Source organism: Streptomyces dioscori (assembly GCF_003024195.1).
Taxonomy (GTDB): Bacteria; Actinomycetota; Actinomycetes; order Streptomycetales; family Streptomycetaceae; genus Streptomyces; species Streptomyces dioscori.
The window spans coordinates 39,235-57,277 of record NZ_KZ679063.1; the positions used below are offsets into that span (position 1 = coordinate 39,235).

General features: G+C 69.5%; 14 protein-coding genes. 8 read left to right on the plus strand and 6 right to left on the minus strand.

Going from position 1 to position 18,043, the window contains the following annotated elements; translation table 11 throughout:
• Window positions 1-14: 14 nt before the first annotated feature.
• Window positions 15-1,274, plus strand: coding sequence for a CaiB/BaiF CoA transferase family protein (locus tag C6Y14_RS41295; RefSeq protein WP_107022082.1), 1,260 nt, complete (start codon window positions 15-17; stop codon window positions 1,272-1,274).
• Window positions 1,274-2,056 (plus strand): enoyl-CoA hydratase/isomerase family protein, encoded by a 783-nt coding sequence (locus C6Y14_RS41300; protein WP_107022083.1) that lies wholly within the window; start codon window positions 1,274-1,276, stop codon window positions 2,054-2,056. The genes C6Y14_RS41295 and C6Y14_RS41300 overlap by 1 nt, the downstream gene beginning before the upstream one ends.
• A gap of 57 nt (window positions 2,057-2,113) precedes the next feature.
• Here C6Y14_RS41300 and C6Y14_RS41305 read toward each other — a convergent pair whose 3' ends face one another.
• Window positions 2,114-3,043, minus strand: coding sequence for a LysR family transcriptional regulator (locus tag C6Y14_RS41305; RefSeq protein WP_107022084.1), 930 nt, complete (start codon window positions 3,041-3,043; stop codon window positions 2,114-2,116).
• A gap of 292 nt (window positions 3,044-3,335) precedes the next feature.
• Between C6Y14_RS41305 and C6Y14_RS41310 the strand changes: the two genes are divergently transcribed.
• The 3 genes from C6Y14_RS41310 (at window position 3,336) to htpG (ending at window position 8,667) form a co-directional block, all read left to right on the plus strand.
• A complete protein-coding gene (locus C6Y14_RS41310; protein ID WP_107022085.1) occupies window positions 3,336-4,676 on the plus strand; it encodes an MFS transporter in 1,341 nt (446 codons plus the stop codon).
• A 43-nt stretch (window positions 4,677-4,719) separates the two neighbouring features.
• On the plus strand, window positions 4,720-6,369 hold the full coding sequence (locus C6Y14_RS41315) for an amidohydrolase (protein ID WP_107022086.1): 1,650 nt from the start codon (window positions 4,720-4,722) through the stop codon (window positions 6,367-6,369).
• Between the two features lie 384 nt (window positions 6,370-6,753).
• Entirely contained in the window at window positions 6,754-8,667 is a 1,914-nt protein-coding gene (gene htpG / locus C6Y14_RS41320) for a molecular chaperone HtpG (protein ID WP_107022087.1), read from the plus strand.
• Window positions 8,668-8,764: 97 nt separating this feature from the next.
• On the opposite strand, the gene C6Y14_RS41325 is transcribed toward htpG, so the two are convergent.
• Window positions 8,765-9,442, minus strand: coding sequence for a class I SAM-dependent methyltransferase (locus tag C6Y14_RS41325; protein ID WP_107022118.1), 678 nt, complete (start codon window positions 9,440-9,442; stop codon window positions 8,765-8,767).
• A gap of 369 nt (window positions 9,443-9,811) precedes the next feature.
• On the minus strand, window positions 9,812-10,789 hold the full coding sequence (locus tag C6Y14_RS41330) for an SDR family NAD(P)-dependent oxidoreductase (protein WP_107022119.1): 978 nt from the start codon (window positions 10,787-10,789) through the stop codon (window positions 9,812-9,814).
• Between the two features lie 74 nt (window positions 10,790-10,863).
• Between C6Y14_RS41330 and C6Y14_RS41335 the strand changes: the two genes are divergently transcribed.
• The gene (locus C6Y14_RS41335) at window positions 10,864-11,808 is read left to right on the plus strand and encodes an AraC family transcriptional regulator (protein ID WP_107022088.1); all 945 of its coding nucleotides are present in this window, start codon (window positions 10,864-10,866) and stop codon (window positions 11,806-11,808) included.
• Window positions 11,809-11,886: 78 nt separating this feature from the next.
• On the opposite strand, the gene C6Y14_RS41340 is transcribed toward C6Y14_RS41335, so the two are convergent.
• Window positions 11,887-12,531 (minus strand): DUF4232 domain-containing protein, encoded by a 645-nt coding sequence (locus tag C6Y14_RS41340; RefSeq protein WP_107022120.1) that lies wholly within the window; start codon window positions 12,529-12,531, stop codon window positions 11,887-11,889.
• Window positions 12,532-13,266: 735 nt separating this feature from the next.
• On the opposite strand from C6Y14_RS41340, the gene C6Y14_RS41345 reads away from it, so the two are divergent.
• Together C6Y14_RS41345 and C6Y14_RS41350 are read left to right on the plus strand one after the other, a co-directional pair.
• Window positions 13,267-14,184, plus strand: a complete 918-nt coding sequence (locus C6Y14_RS41345) for an endo-beta-N-acetylglucosaminidase H (protein WP_199855051.1) — start codon at window positions 13,267-13,269, stop codon at window positions 14,182-14,184.
• Between the two features lie 224 nt (window positions 14,185-14,408).
• Window positions 14,409-16,277 carry a leucine-rich repeat domain-containing protein gene (locus C6Y14_RS41350; RefSeq protein WP_107022090.1) on the plus strand — a complete coding sequence of 623 codons (1,869 nt, stop codon included), beginning with the start codon at window positions 14,409-14,411 and terminating at the stop codon, window positions 16,275-16,277.
• 218 nt (window positions 16,278-16,495) lie between these two features.
• Here the strand turns inward: C6Y14_RS41350 and C6Y14_RS41360 are convergent, their stop codons facing one another.
• Window positions 16,496-17,359, minus strand: coding sequence for an LLM class flavin-dependent oxidoreductase (locus C6Y14_RS41360; RefSeq protein ID WP_107022092.1), 864 nt, complete (start codon window positions 17,357-17,359; stop codon window positions 16,496-16,498).
• Window positions 17,360-17,486: 127 nt separating this feature from the next.
• Entirely contained in the window at window positions 17,487-17,756 is a 270-nt protein-coding gene (locus C6Y14_RS41365) for a DUF1905 domain-containing protein (RefSeq protein WP_107022093.1), read from the minus strand.
• Window positions 17,757-18,043: the final 287 nt, after the last annotated feature.

An 18,043-nucleotide genomic window follows, 5' to 3' on the forward strand; every position in this document is an offset into this window, starting at 1 on the left:
AGCAAGGAACCAACATGACCTTCAACGACGCCGGGCCCCTCGCGGGCATGCTGCCCGGAGGACTGTCCGAGGGCGCGCTGCGCGGTGTGGTCGTCCTCGACATCACGCGGGTGGTGGCGGGGCCGTTCTGCTCGATGCTGCTGGCGGATCTCGGCGCGACCGTGATCAAGATCGAGAACCCGAAGGAGCCGGACTACGCCCGGGACTTCCCGCCCAAGCTGACGGCGGACTCCGGCGACGAGTTCAGCGGGTTCTTCGCGCAGTTCAACCGCAACAAGTTCGGCCTGACCATCGATCTGTCGACCGACGGGGGCAAGGAGCTGCTCAAGAAGCTGGTGCGGCGCGCCGACGTCCTCGTGGAGAACTTCCGGCCGGGCACGATGGACAAGCTCGGCGTCGGCTACGACATCCTGCGCCAGGAGAACCCGCGCCTGGTCTACACGGCGATCTCCGGCTACGGACAGAACGGCCCGTACCGCCGCCGGCCCGCCTACGACAACAGTGCGCAGGCCACCGGCGGCCTGTGGTCGATGAACGGCTTCCCCGACCGGCCGCCGGCGCGCGTCGGCACCATCATCGGAGACCTCTCCGCGACGCTGTACGCCGTCATCGGCACCCTGGCGGCCCTGCGCCACGCCGAGAAGACGGGCCAGGGACAGATGGTCGACATCTCCCAGCAGGACTCGGTGCTCAGCCTGACCGAGAACGCCGTCGTGTCCTACACGGTCGACGGCAAGGTCCCCGGCCCCCTGGGCAACGAGCACCCGTTCGTCAAGCCCTACGAGCTGTACCCGTGCAAGGACGGATTCGTCTTCTTCGGCGGCTACACCGACAAGTTCTGGCGGCTGTCCTGTCAGCTGTTCGGCCGGCCCGAACTCGCCGACGACCCCGAGATCGACACCATGGCCAAGCGGTTCACGCCCGAGGTGTACGAACGCCGGGTCCGGCCGCTGCTGCACCGGTGGTTCGAGGACAGGACGAAGACCGAGCTTGAGGAGATCGTCGGGGACGCCGTACCACTGAGCGCGATCAAGGACATCGCCGAGGTCGTCGCGGACCCGCAGATCGCCGCGCGCGACATGGTCGTCGACGTCGAATACCCCGACTTCGGCGAACTGCGGATGTTCGGATCACCGGTCAAGCTCACCGACACGCCCACCCAGCCGCGCGGACTGGCGCCGAAGGTCGGCGAACACTCGGACACCATCCTGCGGGCACTCGCCGACCTCGACGAGAACACGATCACACGGCTGCGGGAAGAGGGAGCCATCTGATGGGCGGCATCACCCTCGACAGGGACGGCGACGTCGCGATCGTGCGCTTCGACCGCCCGGAGAAACTCAACGCGCTCACCCTCGCGATGTACGACGAACTCGGCGCGGCCTTCGCCGAGGTCCGCGACAACGACGCGTTCGCCGTCGCCGTCCTCACCGGCAGCGGCGACCGGGCCTTCTGCGTGGGCGCCGACCTCACCGAGTCCATCCCGGCACTGGCGGAGGGCCGCTTCGACATCTCGCGATGGGACGCCGCGCACCAGAAGCACACCTCGCTGTTCAAGCCGGTCATCGCCGCGGTGAACGGCCTGTGCCTCGGCGGCGGATTCGAGATCATGCTGTCCACCGACATCAGGATCGCGGCCGACACGGCGCAGTTCGGCCTCCCCGAGAGCGGCGTCGGCGTCGTGCCGGCCGGCGGTACGCTCACCAGACTCACCCGCCAGATCCCCTACGCCTGGGCGATGGAGCTGATGCTCCAGGGCGACCGCGTCACCGCCGAGCAGGCGCTGCGCTACGGGCTGCTCAACGAGGTGGTCCCCGCCCCCGACCTCCTCGACGCGGCCCTGCACCGCGCCCACCGGCTCGCCACGCGCAGCGGTACCGCGCTGCGGACCATCAAGGAGGCCGTGCTCCGCCTCGGCGACCTCCCGCAGGACCAGGCCTTCCACAGCGAGGCCCTCTACGGGCAGAAGGCCTTCACCTCACCGGACGCCCGTGAAGGGCTGAGCGCGTTCGCCGAGCGCCGCGAACCCGACTTTCCCTCCCGCCCCCGACGGTGACGCCCGTGGCCGGCGCCATCGCGCCGGCCACCACGACGGGTGCGGCCACTTGCCGGCTCAGCCGTGATGAGGCGAATCGGGAGGAGCGGGGGAGCGGCTGCCGGGCTTTCGGCCGCCGTCGTTGGCCATCAACCAGTCCGACAACTCCCGTACGGCCGCGTCGATCTCGTCGTGCGCGTAGTGGTCGCGGTCCCAGCCTGCGTACAGGGAGATGGCCAGCGGGCGGCCCTGGGCGGTCAGCGGGCGCACGCTCAGGTCGAACTGCGGATGGTCGACGACGACGCAGACGCCGTGGCCCGCGGCGGCCAGGGCCTGCGCCATGGCCTCGGACTGCGGCTCGAAGGCGGGCCTGAGCGGCGTGCTCTGCTCGTACAGGGTGGTGTCGAGGGCGCGCCGCACGGCGCTGGCCCGGCTGCTGACGATGACCGGGTGGTCGAGCAGCCCCGCCAGCTCCAGGTCGCCGCCGCCCTCCTGGGCGACGGGGTGGGAGGCGGGCATCTGGGCACTGATCCGACGGCCGCCCAGCCGCCGCGCCGCCATGCCGCCGGGCGGCGGAGCGGTGGAGATGCCGATGTCGACGTCCCCGGCCAGCAGCCGCTCGTACACCTGGTCCGGCTCACAGCCCCGGGCGTCGGTGAAGGGGCCGCCGAGTTCGGCGACGTACGGGGCGATGAGGTGCGTGATGGTGGAGTTGGGGCAGGCCACGCGGAACTGGAGCGGGCTCTGTCCGGACACGGCCTGCAGCAGTTCCGTGCCCTGCGCGGCGCGCAGCGTGAGATCCCTCGCGACGGGTACGAAGCGGCGTCCGGCCGCTGTGAGCTGGACCCCCGTGCTGGTGCGCCGCAGCAGTTCCGCGCCCAGTTCGCGTTCGAGGGAGCGCAGCTGCCGCGAGACGGAGGGCTGCGCCACATGGACGCGCGCGGCGGCGGCCGTCATCGAGCCGGTGTCCACCACCGCCAGGAAATACCGCAGGACCCGCAGTTCCATCGTGCCTCCGTCGTGGCTCTGTCGTGCCGCGGTGGCGCCGGCGCCGCGTCGTCACCGCTCAGCGCCCGCCGCCGTATCCCCGCTCGGACCCGGCCATGCCTTTGAGGTATGACCGTACAGCTCAGAAGGTACTGGACCGTATGGCCGGTGGGCCACGAAACTATGGCCGACCGGACAACACCGTTCGAACGGGCACCCGCAGCGTCGCGGTCAACGCAGGACCTCGTGCCGCCTCGCGCCGCGCACAGGTCACATCCCCCGCCGGCACCGCCGCTTATCCCCGGAGTCAGCCATGCCCCAGACCACATCCGCCGCCGGCCGCAAAGCCAGACAGGCCACCACCGCGTCCTTCATCGGGACCGCGGTCGAGTGGTACGACTTCTACATCTACGGCACCGCCACCGCCCTGGTGTTCGGGAAGCTGTTCTTCCCCACGGCAAGTCCCACCGCCGGCACCCTCGCGGCCTTCGCCACCTTCTGGGTCGGCTTCCTGGCCCGCCCGCTCGGCGGACTGATCTTCGGCCACATCGGCGACCGCGTGGGACGCAAGAACGTCCTCGTCACCACCCTCGTCCTGATGGGGTCCGCCACCACGCTCATCGGCCTGCTGCCCACCTACGCCACCATCGGCGCCGCCGCACCGGTCCTGCTCGTCCTGCTCCGCGCCGTGCAGGGCATCGCGGTGGGCGGCGAATGGGGCGGCGCGGTGCTCATGGCCACCGAGAACGCCGAGCACAAACGCCGCGGCCTCGCGGGCATGTGGGTCCAGCAGGGCTCGCCGGCCGGGTCCATCCTGGCCACCCTCGTCTTCATCGCCGTCGGAAACCTGCCCGACGACGCGTTCATGACGTGGGGCTGGCGCGTCCCGTTCCTGCTCTCCGCCCTGCTGGTGATCATCGGTCTGGTGATCCGGCTGAAGGTCACCGAGTCCACCGACTTCGAGAAGGCCAGGCAGCAGGAGGACGCCGCCCCGAAGATCCCCGTGGTCGAGCTGTTCCGCACCTCCCGCGTACTGGTCCTGCTGGGTGTGGGTGCCAGCGCCATGGGAATCTCGTCCGCCTACTTCACCAACACCTTCGTGCTGTCCTGGGCCACCAGCGACCTGGGCGTGCACCGGCAGACCATGCTCGACATCCTCCTGATCCTCGCCGTCCTGCAGTTCCTGTGGCAGCCCCTGGCGGCACTGCTCGCCCAGCGCGTGGGAACGGTGCGGGTGATGGCGGGCGCCCTGATCGCCAACATCGTCGTCGCGGTGCCGATGTTCCTCCTGATCGCCACCCGTAACAGCACACTGATCGGGGTGGGACTGGCCCTGGGCGTGCTCACCGGATGCAGCTACTACGCGCTGCTGGCGGGCTTCCTGTCCCAGGCGTTCCCGGTCAAGGTCCGCTACACCGGCGTCTCCCTGGCCTACCAGCTGTGCAGCACCGTCATCGGCGGCTCGACCCCCTTCGTCGCCCAGTGGCTCCTGACCCGGGGCGCCGGCCACTGGCCGGTGGTCGGCTACTACATCACGCTCCTGCTGCTGACCACGGTCTGCGTGCTGGCCCTGGCCCGGTACCGCTCGGGTCCCCGCGACGACGCCTCGGGCGCCGAAGCCCCTGCGCGGGAGAGCCTCCCCACCGTCGCGTAGGTCGGCCGCACACCCGAACTCCCTTCCTTCCTAGGACCCAGTCATGCACCTGGACGCACTGTTCACCAACGGCCGCTTCACCACACTCGACGCGGACCGGCCCACCGCACACACCCTCGGGGTCTTCGGAGGCCGCATCGTCGGCCTCGACGAAGAAGTCGCCGGATGCACCGCCGACCAGGTCCACGACCTGCGCGGAGCCCCGGTGGTGCCCGGCTTCAACGACGCCCACCAGCACCTGAGCATGCGAGGCCGCCGCCTCCTCGAACTCGACCTGCACGCGCGGACCGTCCCCACCCTCGACGCCCTCTACGCCGCGGTACGCGAGCGGGCGGCGCGGCTGGGCCCCGACGAGTGGCTCTTCGGCGCGGGCTACGACCAGAACAAGATCGGCGCCCACCCCACGGCCGAAGCTCTCGACGAAGCGGCTCAGGGGCGCCCCGTGTGGCTGGAGCACGTCTCCTGCCACATGGGTGTGGGCAACACCGCGGCCTTCACCCGCGCCGGCTTCACCGACCGGCTGGGTGTCCCCGACATCGACGGCGGCCACGTCGAGCGCGACCCGGCCGGCAGGGCGGTCGGCCTGCTCCAGGAAACCGCCCAGCACCTGGTGACCCGGGCGTTCCGGCCCTCGCCCCTCGACTCGGTCGTCGCCGCCATCAAGGCCGGCAACGACCAGGGCGTGAGCGAGGGCATCACCAGCCTCACCGAGCCGGGCATCGCCGCCGCCGAACACGTCGGACACGGCCCCGCCGACCTGCACGCCTTCCACCGGGCCGTCCAGGAAGGGGCACTGAGCATCCGTACCACGGTCATGCCCTACATGACCGTCCTGCACGACATGGGGGAAGTCGGGGGCGGTGACACCTGGTTCGGGCTCGACCTGGGTCTGCGCAGCGGATTCGGCGACGACCGCCTGAAGATCGGCGCCACCAAGATCGCCACGGACGGCTCGCTCATCGGCCGCTCGGCACACATGTGCTGCGGCTACCAGGACGAACCCGACAACGTCGGCTTCCTCCAGTTCGACGAACAGTGGCTGCGCCACACCATCACCGAGGCGCACCGCTGCGGCTGGCAGATCGCCGCCCACGCCATCGGGGACGCCGCCATCGACGTCGTCCTGGACGCCTTCGAGGCCGCGCAGGCCGCCCACCCGCGACGCGACGCGCGCCACCGTATCGAGCACTTCGCCGTCGCCTCCGACAAGCAGGTCCGCCGCCTGGTGGACAACGGCGTCGTCCCCGTGCCGCAGGGGCGCTTCGTCTCCGAGATCGGCGACGGAATGATCACCGCTCTGGGTCCCGAACGCGCCGAACTCTGCTACCGCATGCGCAGTCTCCTGGACGCCGGGGCGGTTCTGCCCGGCAGCAGCGACGCCCCGGTCGCACACGGCAGCCCACTGCTCGGCATCCACGACATGGTCAACCGCCGTACCGCGGGCGGCGCCCCGCTGGCCCCCGCCGAGGCACTCACCCCCGAACAGGCCCTGTACGCCTACACCGTGGGCTCCGCCTACGCCGAACACGCCGACGACCGCAAGGGCCGCCTTGCCCGCGGCATGCTGGCGGATTTCGCCGTCCTCTCGGACGACCTGCTGACCGTCGACCCGCAGCGGATCGACACCCTGACCGTCGGCGCCACGGTGATCGGCGGAACCGTGGTCCACGACACCGGAGCCCTGTCCGCGTAACCGTCACTCCCTGGGACCGACTCCGGCATGGGCCGGCCGATTCGCCTCGACCGGCGCCGGCCGAGGCGAATCGGCCGGCCTGTTCGGGCCGACGTGCGTGGTGCGGGACCTGCCCCGCCCGTATGACGTGCTGCTCGCCCGGGAGCGCCAGGCGCGCTGCCTGCTCGTCTCCGGTCGGCGACAGGCGGGGGTGCGGATGCGACACCCCCGCCTACCGGCTCACGGCGCCAATGGCGGACGATGCCTGACATCCGTCACCGGGAGCCGCGGGCACGGATACAGCAGGGCCGGCCGCGCAGCACGCCGTCGAGGCGCTGTGATCCGCCCCGGCCGGGTCCCGTACCTTCATGACGTTCCCGTTGATTCCCATGGAGAGGTTCCCGCATGGACAGCAGTGTCGAGACGCTGGAATTCCAGGCCGAGACACGCCAGTTGCTGCGACTGGTCATTCATTCGATCTACTCGAACAAGGACATCTTCCTACGCGAGCTGATCTCGAACGCCTCGGACGCACTGGACAAGCTGCGGCTGGAATCGCTGACCGACTCCAGCCTCACCGAGGTCGGCACCGCCGACCTGCACATCGCGCTGGAAGCCGACCAGGACGCCCGCACACTGACCGTCCGTGACAACGGGATCGGCATGAGCCGGGACGATCTCGTGGACCTGATCGGCACGATCGCCAAGTCCGGCACCGCCGGCCTGATGGAGAAGATCAAGCAGTCCAAGGACGCCGCCACCGCCGAGAGCCTGATCGGGCAGTTCGGTGTCGGCTTCTACTCCGCCTTCATGGTCGGCGACAAGGTCACGCTGCTCACCCGGCGGGCCGGCGCCGACACCGGCACCCGGTGGGAGTCCGACGGCGAGGGCGCCTACACGATCCAGAGCGTCGACGACCTGCCCGTGGGCACCTCCGTCACCGTGCACCTCAAGTCCGCCGACAGCGAGGACGACCTGGCCGACTACCTGTCGGAGTCGAAGATCCGCCAGATCGTCAAGCGGTACTCCGACTTCATCCGCTGGCCGATCCGGATGGCCACCGAGCGCAGCGACACCGACGGGACCGCCGCCCCCGCGGTCGACACCCTCAACTCGATGAAGGCCCTGTGGGCCCGGCCGCGCGCCGAGGTCACCCAGGAGGAGTACAACGAGTTCTACAAGCAGCTCAGCCAGGACTGGCTCGACCCTGCCGAGACCATCCACATGCGCGCCGAAGGAACCTTCGAGTACGAGGCGCTGCTGTTCCTCCCCTCCCAGGCGCCGTTCGACCTGTTCTCCCAGGAGACCAAGCGCGGGGTGCAGCTGTACGTCAAGCGCGTGTTCATCATGGACGACTGCGAAGCGCTGATGCCGAACTACCTGCGCTTCGTCAAGGGCGTCGTCGACGCCCACGACCTGTCGCTGAACATCTCCCGCGAGATCCTGCAGCAGGACCGCCAGATCAGCGGCGTACGCCGACGCCTGGTCAAGAAGGTCCTCGGCGCGATCAAGACCATGCAGGCGAACGACGGCGAGCGCTACACCAAACTCTGGGCGCAGTTCGGCCGGGCGCTGAAGGAAGGGCTGATCGAGGACACGGACAACACCGAGGCGCTGCTGGAAGTGGTGTCGGCCGCTTCCACGAACGATCCGGAGAAGACCACCACCCTGCGCGAGTACGTCGAGCGCATGAAGGACGGCCAGGAGGCGATCTACTATCTGACGGGCGAAACCCGTGCGACGGTGGAGAACTCCCCCCACATGGAGGCCCTCGCGGCCAAGGGCTACGAGGTCCTCATCCTCACCGACCCCGTCGACGAGGTCTGGGCCGACCGGGTCCCGGCCTTCGACGGGCACCCTCTCCAGTCCATCGCCAAGGGCCAGGTCGACCTCGACGAGCCGGCCGAGGGGGAGCGGTCCGCCGAACAGGCCCAGCGCGAGGAGGACTACGCCGCCCTGCTGCCATGGCTGACCACCACGTTGTCCGAGCACGTCAAGCAGGTGCGCCTGTCGTCGCGCCTGACCACCTCGGCGGCCTGCATCGTCGGGGACGCCCATGACATGACCCCGACGCTGGAGAAGATGTACCGCGCGATGGGGCAGCAGCTGCCTCCCGTCAAGCGGACCCTGGAACTCAACCCCGCACATCCGCTGATCATCGCCCTGCGCACAGCGTACGAGGCCAACGCCGACGACCCCGCGCTGGCGGAGATCGCCGAGGTCATCTACGGCAGCGCACTGCTCGCCGAAGGCGGCGACCTGCCCGACCCGGCCCGCTTCACCCGCCTGCTGAACGACCGACTGACCCACGCCTTGTAGCCCACGGCCACGGCCGAGCGCAGCCCGATGCCCGACGCCCGATGCCCGATGCCGAACGTCCGGCATCGGGCGTCTGGCGTCGGCCGGAGCGCAGCCTTCAGCGCAGCCGACGCGCCCGTAGCACCACGTCGTCGGTGTGGTGCGCGCCGGCGCCGCCGTCAGGTGCCGTCCGTGGCCGCTGCTCGTCCACCTCCACCTTCCAGTCGTCGTCGAACAGAGCGGCGACCATGGAGGGCCAGACGTAGTCGGCCGGGTCGAACTCGCCGTGGTCCGCCTGCGGTGTGTCCATCCCCGCGTGGTGCACGAGCAGGAGCACACCGCCGGGGGCGACGGCCGCGAGCAGTGCTCGCTCGGCTGCGGCGTCGGGGGTGCGCAGCAGAGCCGGGTACTGCGCGGAGACCAGGTCGAACGAGGCCGACGGGAGCGCCGCTTCGGTCAGGGCGGCATGGACCCAGCGGACGGTGACGCCCGCGTCCCGTGCGTGCCCGGCTGCCCGCTCCAGCGCCACTCCCGAGACTTCGAGCGCGGTGACGTCCCAGCCGCGGCCTGCCAGCCAGACGGCGTCCGCGCCCTCGCCGCACCCTACGTCCAGCACACGTCCGGGCGTGAGCGAGGCCACCTCGGCCACAAGTGCGCCGTTGGGCCGGCCGCTCCACAACTGCTGGCGGTCGGCGTACCGGTTGTCCCACTCCGCCCGTACCGCCGGATCGCCGGCGTATCCGTCGGAGGCGATAGAGGTGTCGGACGCGGGCGATCGAGGAGTGTTGTCTGCCATGCCCCCACCGTCGCCCATCGCGTTCCGCTCACACCACTGTTGTTGCCGTTCCGGCAAAGCGGTGTCCACGAGGCCGATGCCATGCCGGTCCCGTTCCTCCCCGGCCCGCCACGGTCGACCACCGCGTCGAAGGCTGGCTGAACGGCCGCCCCGTGGGCCGTCACGAGGGCGGTCACCCGCCCAGGGTCAGGCGCACGGTCCCACGCAGCGGGTCTCGAACCAGCCGGCCAGCCGGAGGGAGGCCCGTCGTACGCGGACGTGTGGCGCCCGCTCCGCTCACCGAGCAGAGCGGGCTGGCCCGACGTCCAGGCTCGATGTGCCGGCGGGCGGATGCCGAGGTCTTCGCCCGTCGGCATCGGCCCCAGCTCGTCAGGGCACCAGGTGCTCGCTGAGCTTCCACAGCCGCTGCGCGTCGTCGGGGTCGAGCATCGCCGAGTTGGCGTCGGAGGGGATGCTGTCCGCGGTCAGCGGGCGCTGCTCGTCGTCGAGCACGGCGATGTCGCCGTCCTTGAGATAGACCCCGCCGAGACCGTCCAGGAGCGGGCTGGCGGCGGCGAAAACGAGGGTCGCGGCCCCCTGGGCGACGGTCTTCTTGCCGGCATCGGGGTCGATGACGGTTTCGCCGTGGTCGTCGACCAGACCCTGCGCACGGTACGAGGCGGCCTCCTGCGGGGTGAACGGGCCCGCCCCGATGACGACTCCGGGGTGGACGGCGAAGGCGCGGATGCCCTGGGCGGCGTACCTGCGGTCGAGTTCGACGGTGAACAGGACGTTGGCGCGCTTGGACTGGCCGTACGCGGTGCCGGGGTCGTACCCGGTCGCGAAGTCCAGGTCGTCCCAGCGGATCTCGCCGATACGTGCCGCGCCCGAGGTGACCGTCACCACTCGGGCGCCCTCCGCGGCCAGCAGGGCCGGCACAAGTGCCCTGGTGAGCTGGAAGTGGCCGAGGTGCGAGGTGGAGAACTGCAGCTCGTGACCCCGCGCGTCGCGCACCAGCTCGGGCGTGAACAGCACAGCGGCGTTGTTGACCAGGGCGTGCAGGGGCCGGCTTGAGGCGAGCCACCGCCGGGCGAAGGCCTCGATCGAGGACGGGTCGGTGAGGTCGAGGCGCTCGACACGCACCCCGGGGAGCCCGTGCACCGCCGCGGCGGCCCGCTCGGGGTCGCGGGAGGCCACCGTCACCGTGGCGCCCGCGGCGGACAGGGCACGGGTGGCTTCGCGCCCGAGCCGGCCGTGGCCACCGGTGACGATCACCTCCCGGCCGGACAGGTCGAGGCCGTCGAGGACGTCGTCGGCGGTGGAGGAGGCGGTGAACGGAGTGCCCAGCGGAACTTGCTGTGTGGTCATGTCTCCCAGCATCGGCGGCGTACTCCGGACGCTGAATCGTTGTGCGTCCGTATTTTCTGCGCGAGAGTACGGGGATGTCTGATGTGGCGGTCACGGACGTGCTGTCCGACGTGTTCGACGTGGTGGAAGTGCGGGGGATGATGACCGGCGGGTTCGCGGTCCGCGGACCGTGGGTGTCCAGGGGCGCGGTGTCCCGGCCGCTCAAGCTGGTCGTGCTGGTCGCGGGATCGGCCCGGATCACGGTGGACGGGCCGGGCGGCCCGGAGGGTCCCGTGGAGCTCGCCGCGGGCGACGTGGCACTGCTCAACCACCGCACCTGGGTCGACATGCGCGGGGGGCGGGGCGGCGGCGCACCGGTGGAACTGATACCCGGGGCGGGCTTCGACGCGATGGCGCTGACCGAGGCCGACCTGGCCACTGACGACGTGCTCGTCGGCGGCGAGGTCAGGGTGAGTCCCGCGGGCCTTGCGCTGCTGAGCATGGCGCTGCCCGGCCTGGTCCGCGTGCACGCGGCGACGCCGGCCGCCTCCCGCCTGGGCGGCATCGTCGAGCGGCTCTTCGACGAGGCATCCGGCGGACGGCTGGGTTCGGGGTTCGCCATCCGGCAGAACGGTCAACTGCTGCTGCTGGAGATGCTGCGCGCGTATCTGGAACAGGAGGAGACACCGGTCGGCTGGCTGCGGCTGCTGGCCGACGAGCCGCTGCGCCCGGCGCTACGGCTGATGCACGAACAGCCCGGGCAGGCCTGGGGGCTGTCGGAACTGGCCCGCGCCGCCGGGATGTCACGCACCAGCTTCGCCGAGCGGTTCCGCGCCACTGCGGGCACCCCGCCGCTGACGTATCTGTCGCGCTGGCGGATGCTGCTGGCTCAGCGCGCGTTGCGCGATCAGGACGTCCGGGTCGGCGCCCTCGCCGCGGAACTCGGCTACAGCTCGGAGAGCGCGTTCAGTACCGCGTTCAAACGAGCGGTGGGGGAGTCACCCCTGCACTACCGGCGACGGCTCCGGGCGACGGCGTAGCCACCTCGGCGGCGTGGCGCCGTCGGCGATTGCGCGCCTGACCGCGAACGGCGCCAGTGCTCGGTGTGTGGGGGATGTTCAGTTCGCGTGCGCGGTGAACGGTCCGACGGTGAACGAGTTCCCGCAGACCTGCAGCCCCGCAGGATCCGCGGACAGGGAGGCCGTGTTGTTCGGCGGGAAGACCTTGATCCGAGCCGGTTGTGGCCAGCACTTGCCGTCCGTGACGCCCTTGTCGGGGGTCCGCACCACAGCGTGCGCGGCCTCTCCCGCCTTGAGGACCACATTCTCCGCGGCTCCGCTCTGCGTGCGGGTCGCGGGCTTCCCGATGCGATCACCGTTCTGATCGGTCAGCGACAGGCCCGGATATCCCTTGAGCGCGCAGCTGCCGTCGCTGATGTTGGTGAGGGTCAGGTCGAAGTACTTGCTGTTCATCTCCTGGCCCGTGGCTTCGAGGCCGGCGCGCAGACGGTCCGTGGTGCAGTCACTGCCCATGCCCGGGCTGTCCGTGCTGCCCTGCTTCGGGGTTGCCGCGGCGGTATCGCTCGCCGTGGCGGAGTCCGTGGGCAGGTTGCTTCCGGTCGTTGTGGTGGCGCCCGGACTGTCCGACACCGCACTGGTGGAGGCAGCCTGCGCATCTCCGTCACCACCGCCGCACGCACCCAGTCCGAGTACACCCAGCGCGACCAGTCCTGAGACGAGGACGGGCTTGTGAACCTTTTTCATTCCGTTGGCACCCATGCCGGTTCGGCTGTCCACCCCGAACGAAAACATGCATGCACCACGCAGTTCGGTGCGCCGGGATCAACATGACCGCGCGTCGCCCGCCCACTCGCTCGGCGCGTACCCCGCCGACGCCATGACCAGGTGTGCCCCCGGGGGCCGGTCGCTCCAGCCGTTCGTCCTGCGCCTGCAAAAACTATGCTCATTCCCTGCGGGGAAGTCACCCGCAACCTCGCCGCTCCGTGCTCGGAGAGCAACTGATCGCGGAGGTCAGCAGGCAGTGCGCCGTCGCACACAGCCACCGCGAACCCACAAGCTGAGCAGATGACCTCGATGTCCCACCGCAAGGAGCCGCCCACCAGGGCCCGGACGTCGTCGTCCATGAAGGTAGGGGTTCCCGCGCGGTCGGCGCGCCGCAGACGTACGACGTATCAGCGCAGGTCCATGCCCGACTGTGGCCATGAAGTCCCGCAGGCCGTCCGGGCTCTGACGGCGCCCTGTACTGCCGATCGCAGTGCAGGGCCCGTCCTGCGTGTGGATGTTGGGCGCTGTGACCTCTGATCCGATGCATCGTCGCAGACCCACCGGTTCGTCATCTCACCGCTGTAATAGGCGAGTTGCAGTGTGACGTGAGTGGAAGGTGGGAAGAAATCGCACACGGCTGTCGAGGCACGGAGAGCTTGCTCGGCAGGTTCGGACAGGACGAGCGCCGACCACGCGTCAGGAGACCGATCAATGATGCTCACGCTTGTACGGAGCAGGGTGCAGGCCGCCGTGGTCGTACTTTCGACCGTCGCGGCCCTCGCCCTCGGCTCGACCGTCACGACCCACGCCACAGCGGCCCCGGCGCTCGCGAAGGCGGGGCCGACGGCGGTGGCGTACGTGGAGGTCAACAACAACAGCATGCTGAACGTCGGCAAGTACACCCTCGCCAACGGCGGCGACACCGTCTTCGACGTGGCCGTGATCTTCGCGGCGAACATCAACTACGACACGGGCACGAAGACGGCAAAACTGTACTTCAACGAGAACGTGCAGCGCGTCCTCGACAACGCCGCCACCCAGATACGGCCGCTGCAGCAGAAGGGCATCAAGGTCGTCCTGTCGGTGCTGGGCAACCATCAGGGGGCGGGCTTCGCCAACTTCCCGTCGCAGCAGACGGCATCGGCGTTCGCCAAGCAGCTGTCCGACACGGTGACCAGGTACGGTCTCGACGGCATCGACTTCGACGACGAATACGCCGAGTACGGCAACAACGGCACCGGACAGCCCAATGCCAGCTCGTTCGTCCATCTGGTGACCGCGCTCCGAGCCAACATGCCGGACAAGATCATCAGCCTCTACAACATCGGACCGTCCGCATCCCGTCTGTCCTACGGCGGTGTCGACATCTCGTCCAAGTTCACCTACGCCTGGAACCCGTACTACGGGTCCTGGCAGGTCCCCGGCATCGGACTGCCCAAGTCGAAACTGTCGCCGGCAGCCGTCGAGATCGGCAGGACTTCGCAGAGCACGGTCACCACGCTTGCCCGCCGCACCGTGAGCGAGGGATACGGAGTCTTCCTGACGTACAACCTCAACGGCGCCGACCGCAGCGCGGACATCTCCGCGTTCACCAGGGAGTTGTACGGCAGTACGGCCGTCTACACACCGTGAAGCGAACACTCGCTTCGGCGTGTGGGGTTGCGTACGAACTGCGGATCCTGCCGATGCCGATGCCGATGCCGATGCCGATGCCGATGCCGATGCCGATGCCGATCCGAGGCATGACGGATGACGTCGTCGCTGAACGGTTGAACGGTTGAACGGCTCTGCGGCTGAGCGGCGAGCTGTGGCCGGTGTTCGGGGGGCGCCAGGAACGGAGTTGTAAGGTTCTGGCCATGACTTCGATCACCGGCCGCGGAGACCTGGACGAACTCGTCGTGGCCTTCTCCGAGTTTCTCGACACGGCGAATCAGGCTCAGGCGCGCAAGGCGGTACGCGAGTTGGTGGTGGTCGTCGACAACGGAGCCGCGCTGGAGCTGGCAGCCCGTTTCGCGCCGGTCGCGGACCTCGCCCTGGACACACTGCTGCGGCTGTGGCCGACGGCCGGAGACCCGGACGGCTACGCCGAGGCACTGCTGGTGCCGGCCTTCCGCCGTGAGGGCCGCACGGAGCTGACATTGAAGCGCGTGACCTCGCTGTCGGGCCTGCGGCACCTGACCATGCTGCGCACACTGACGGTGGACCGCTGCAAGGACATAACCGACCTCACGGAACTGAGCGCGCTCACCGACCTGCGCCACCTCGACCTGAATGGCTGCGCGGGAGTCGAGGACCTGACCCCGCTCAGCGGACTCACCCGGCTCACCTGGCTGAGCCTGCACCGTTGCCGTCCGGTGTCCGACGTCAAACCGCTGCTGTCCCTCGGTCAATTGCGTCACCTCGACCTGAGTATCACTCGGGTCACCTCGGTGATGGATTTCTCGGCAGCGTTCCCCCTGCTCGATCACCTGAACCTGCGCGGCTGCCGGTCCTTCACCTCCCCGGCGCAGCTTTCCGGCCTGACCCGCCTCACCCACCTCGATGTCGGCTGGACGGCCGTGCGTGACCTGACCGGCCTGACGAACGTGCCCGCACTCGCCTCCCTGCGACTGGAGAGCTGCAAGCAGCTTCGTGACCTGACCGGCATCGCCGCGGCGGTGAATCTCTCCGAGCTGGTCATCAAGGATTGCCCCCGTTTCCAGTCCCTCCGCGGCTTCGGCCACCACCCTCGCCTGACGAAGCTGGAGATCAAGGGCTGTCCGGACCTGTTCGACCTGCACGGGCTCTCCGCGCTGACGCACTTGGCGGAGCTGCGGATCGCGGACAGCGAGCGGTTCGCCTCCGTCGCGGGAGTCGGATCCCTGCCCTCCCTGGAAAAGATCACCTTCGAGAACTGCCCCGCGCTGTCGGACGTCACCGACCTGGCCGGACTCACCGGCGCGTTCCGGCTTCATCTGGACGGGCTCGGCCTGATCCGGGACCTGTCCCCGTTCGCCTCCCTCCCCGGTCTCCGCGGACTGGGTCTCGACAGGTGTTCCGGGCTGCTGGACCTCACCGGTCTCGGCCCCCGCAGCGCCCTGCAGGAACTGGCCGTCAGCCGTTGCGACAGCCTGGGCAGTCCGGGTGACCCGGGTGATCTGCCGACTCTGCGTGAACTGGGGTTCAGTGGTCTTCCCCTGCTCACCGACCTCGGCCGCCTGGACGGCCTGACCGCACTCACCAAGGTCGGTGTGCGGGACTGCCATGCGCTCAAGGACATCAGCGGACTGGCCGGCACCCCGGTCACCGACCTGACACTCCACTGGACCCCGGGCCTCGACTCGCTCGACGTCCTGGAGACGTGTCCCGACCTGCGCGTACTGAGCGTGGACCGGATTCCGCAGCTTACGGATTTCCCCGCCCTTCACTCCCTGACCCGCCTCTACCTCTCCCACCTGCACTGGGAGAGTCTGTCGCCCCTGGCCGGTCTCACCTCGCTCCAGTCCCTGCGCATGGGCTACCTGGACGAAGTGACGGACATCAGTACGCTGGCCGATCTGCCCGACCTCTGCGAACTCCACTTCGGCGGCCACCATGCCCTCACCGAACTCGGCCCCCTGCTCAAGATGAAGTCGTTGCGACGGCTCAACAAGTCACTGCAGATGAACGGACAGATACTGCAAGGCCGACGGGATCCCGTCCTGAGCGAACTCGCGGCACGCGGACTCGCGATCGACCAGCGCTGACGACCAGAGTCCACAACCAGCGCTGACGACCAGCGCTGACGACCAGGGCTGACGATCTGGGCTGTCCGCCACCGACACCGCAGCTGACCGCGACCATGATCCAGTGGTTGCCGGATCCGGGGTCACCGGAGGGCAGGTTCCGCGTGGCGCCCAGGGCGAGCGGGGTGCCGAAAACGGCGATCGGCGTTCTTGGACGGCCGGCGCACTCGAATGGCTGATCAGAGCACCGGTGGTCCCGCCTCGATGCGGCGCAGAACCGGGAGGAGGCGGTCCAGGTCGGGGCCGGTCTGGACCTGTCGCTCGTCCCACCAGGTGGCACCGGCGTCGTGCAGGGGCCCGACGACGTCCCGTGCCTTCGCTGCGTCCGGGGGCGTGGCGCCGCCGAGTACGAACTCGAAGGGGCGCTCGGCCCCGGCCGGGCGGTGCCCGCGCACATAGCCGACCAGTTCGCGTACCTCCGCCACGTCCGGCACATGACCGTGTCGGGCCGACTCGAAGAGCGGCACAGCGCCGTCCCACCGCGCTGCCCGCCTCATGGGCGCGGGACGCGGCCAGAACCCGCCGATCCACACGGGCGGACCGGGCCGTTGCGCGGTGGCGGGCAGCAGCGTCACATCCCGGACCTCGTAGTGCCGGCCGTGGTGGTTGACCGCCTCGCCGGACCAGAAGCGGCGCAGCAGATCCAGTCCCTCGTCCAGCCGCTCGGCGAGTACGCGTGGCTCGGCGGCGTCGCCGAAGCTGCGGTATTCGTCCTCGACCGGTCCGCCCAGGCCGGCGGCGAAGATCACCCGGCCGCCGCTGAGGTGGTCAAGGGTGGCCACCTGGCGGGCCAGTTGCTGCGGACGGTAGCGGGGGACCGGCGTCAACAGGGTGCCCAGCCGGATCCTGGAGGTCGCCAGCGCGGCCGCGGTCAGCAGCATCCAGGGATCTCCGAAGGGACGCCCTTGGTGCTGACGGTGCAGGATGTGGTCCCAGACGAAGAGCCCGTCCCAGCCGGCCTGTTCGGCGGCCGCTGCCGCCGTCGCGACGTTGCGGGGGTCGGCGAAGTCACCGAAGTTCGGGATGTTCACGGAGAAGCGCATCCCAGCAGGATGCGCAGCTGACCACGCTCCAGCAACCGGATTCGGATACAGGTGTCCGGGGCGAGTCGCCGGAGTGGAGCCTCGCCGCCCGGATCCGTCCGGGCGGCGCGCCCCGTCGTTGTGGATGTCAGGTGTCCAGGCGCTCTTCCAGGCGGACGGTCACCGTGTCTCCTGCCTCTTTGCCGATCTTTTTGCGTACGTCCGCCTTCACCGGCAGCTTGTGTGTGCCGTCTCCCAGAGCCATGAACGAACTTCGGAACGGGTGACCGTCGATCGTGCCCCTCACCTTCACCAGGCCGCGGGTGCCGAAGAACTCGGCCGACTCGGGCCACACGACATAGGTCCAACCGCCGTTCTCGGGGCTTTTCCGCAGGGTCGCAGTGAACTGTTTTTCCATCGCGCATAACCGCCTGTTCAGGAGCTATCGACGAGAATGAGGTCATTGCCGTCCGGGTCTCGCACAGCGAACATGGGGGCGCCAGGACCCCGTGCGTATCCGTATCCGTATCCGTTCCGTATTCGTAGCCGCATCGACGGCGCGTGCGTACAGTCCGCTTGTGGTGTTCACCAGGTAGGACTGAGGCAGGCGGGGAAACTCATCGCTGACGCGAAGGTGACTTGAGAGCCTCACGTGGACATCACTTCAGCGGTGAGTGCCGCGCGCAGGGCTGCCGTGCCGATCGG

What these genes read in the sequence shown, in the direction of transcription:
- C6Y14_RS41300 (WP_107022083.1), top strand. Translation starts at nt 1,274, where the DNA reads ATGGGCGGCATCACCCTCGACAGGGACGGCGACGTCGCGATCGTGCGC.
- htpG (WP_107022087.1), top strand. Translation starts at nt 6,754, where the DNA reads ATGGACAGCAGTGTCGAGACGCTGGAATTCCAGGCCGAGACACGCCAG.
- C6Y14_RS41350 (WP_107022090.1), top strand. Translation starts at nt 14,409, where the DNA reads ATGACTTCGATCACCGGCCGCGGAGACCTGGACGAACTCGTCGTGGCC.
- C6Y14_RS41325 (WP_107022118.1), bottom strand. Translation starts at nt 9,442, where the DNA reads ATGGCAGACAACACTCCTCGATCGCCCGCGTCCGACACCTCTATCGCC.
- C6Y14_RS41305 (WP_107022084.1), bottom strand. Translation starts at nt 3,043, where the DNA reads ATGGAACTGCGGGTCCTGCGGTATTTCCTGGCGGTGGTGGACACCGGC.
- C6Y14_RS41340 (WP_107022120.1), bottom strand. Translation starts at nt 12,531, where the DNA reads ATGAAAAAGGTTCACAAGCCCGTCCTCGTCTCAGGACTGGTCGCGCTG.
- C6Y14_RS41360 (WP_107022092.1), bottom strand. Translation starts at nt 17,359, where the DNA reads ATGCGCTTCTCCGTGAACATCCCGAACTTCGGTGACTTCGCCGACCCC.
- C6Y14_RS41315 (WP_107022086.1), top strand. Translation starts at nt 4,720, where the DNA reads ATGCACCTGGACGCACTGTTCACCAACGGCCGCTTCACCACACTCGAC.
- C6Y14_RS41310 (WP_107022085.1), top strand. Translation starts at nt 3,336, where the DNA reads ATGCCCCAGACCACATCCGCCGCCGGCCGCAAAGCCAGACAGGCCACC.
- C6Y14_RS41335 (WP_107022088.1), top strand. Translation starts at nt 10,864, where the DNA reads ATGTCTGATGTGGCGGTCACGGACGTGCTGTCCGACGTGTTCGACGTG.
- C6Y14_RS41295 (WP_107022082.1), top strand. Translation starts at nt 15, where the DNA reads ATGACCTTCAACGACGCCGGGCCCCTCGCGGGCATGCTGCCCGGAGGA.
- C6Y14_RS41365 (WP_107022093.1), bottom strand. Translation starts at nt 17,756, where the DNA reads ATGGAAAAACAGTTCACTGCGACCCTGCGGAAAAGCCCCGAGAACGGC.
- C6Y14_RS41345 (WP_199855051.1), top strand. Translation starts at nt 13,267, where the DNA reads ATGCTCACGCTTGTACGGAGCAGGGTGCAGGCCGCCGTGGTCGTACTT.
- C6Y14_RS41330 (WP_107022119.1), bottom strand. Translation starts at nt 10,789, where the DNA reads ATGACCACACAGCAAGTTCCGCTGGGCACTCCGTTCACCGCCTCCTCC.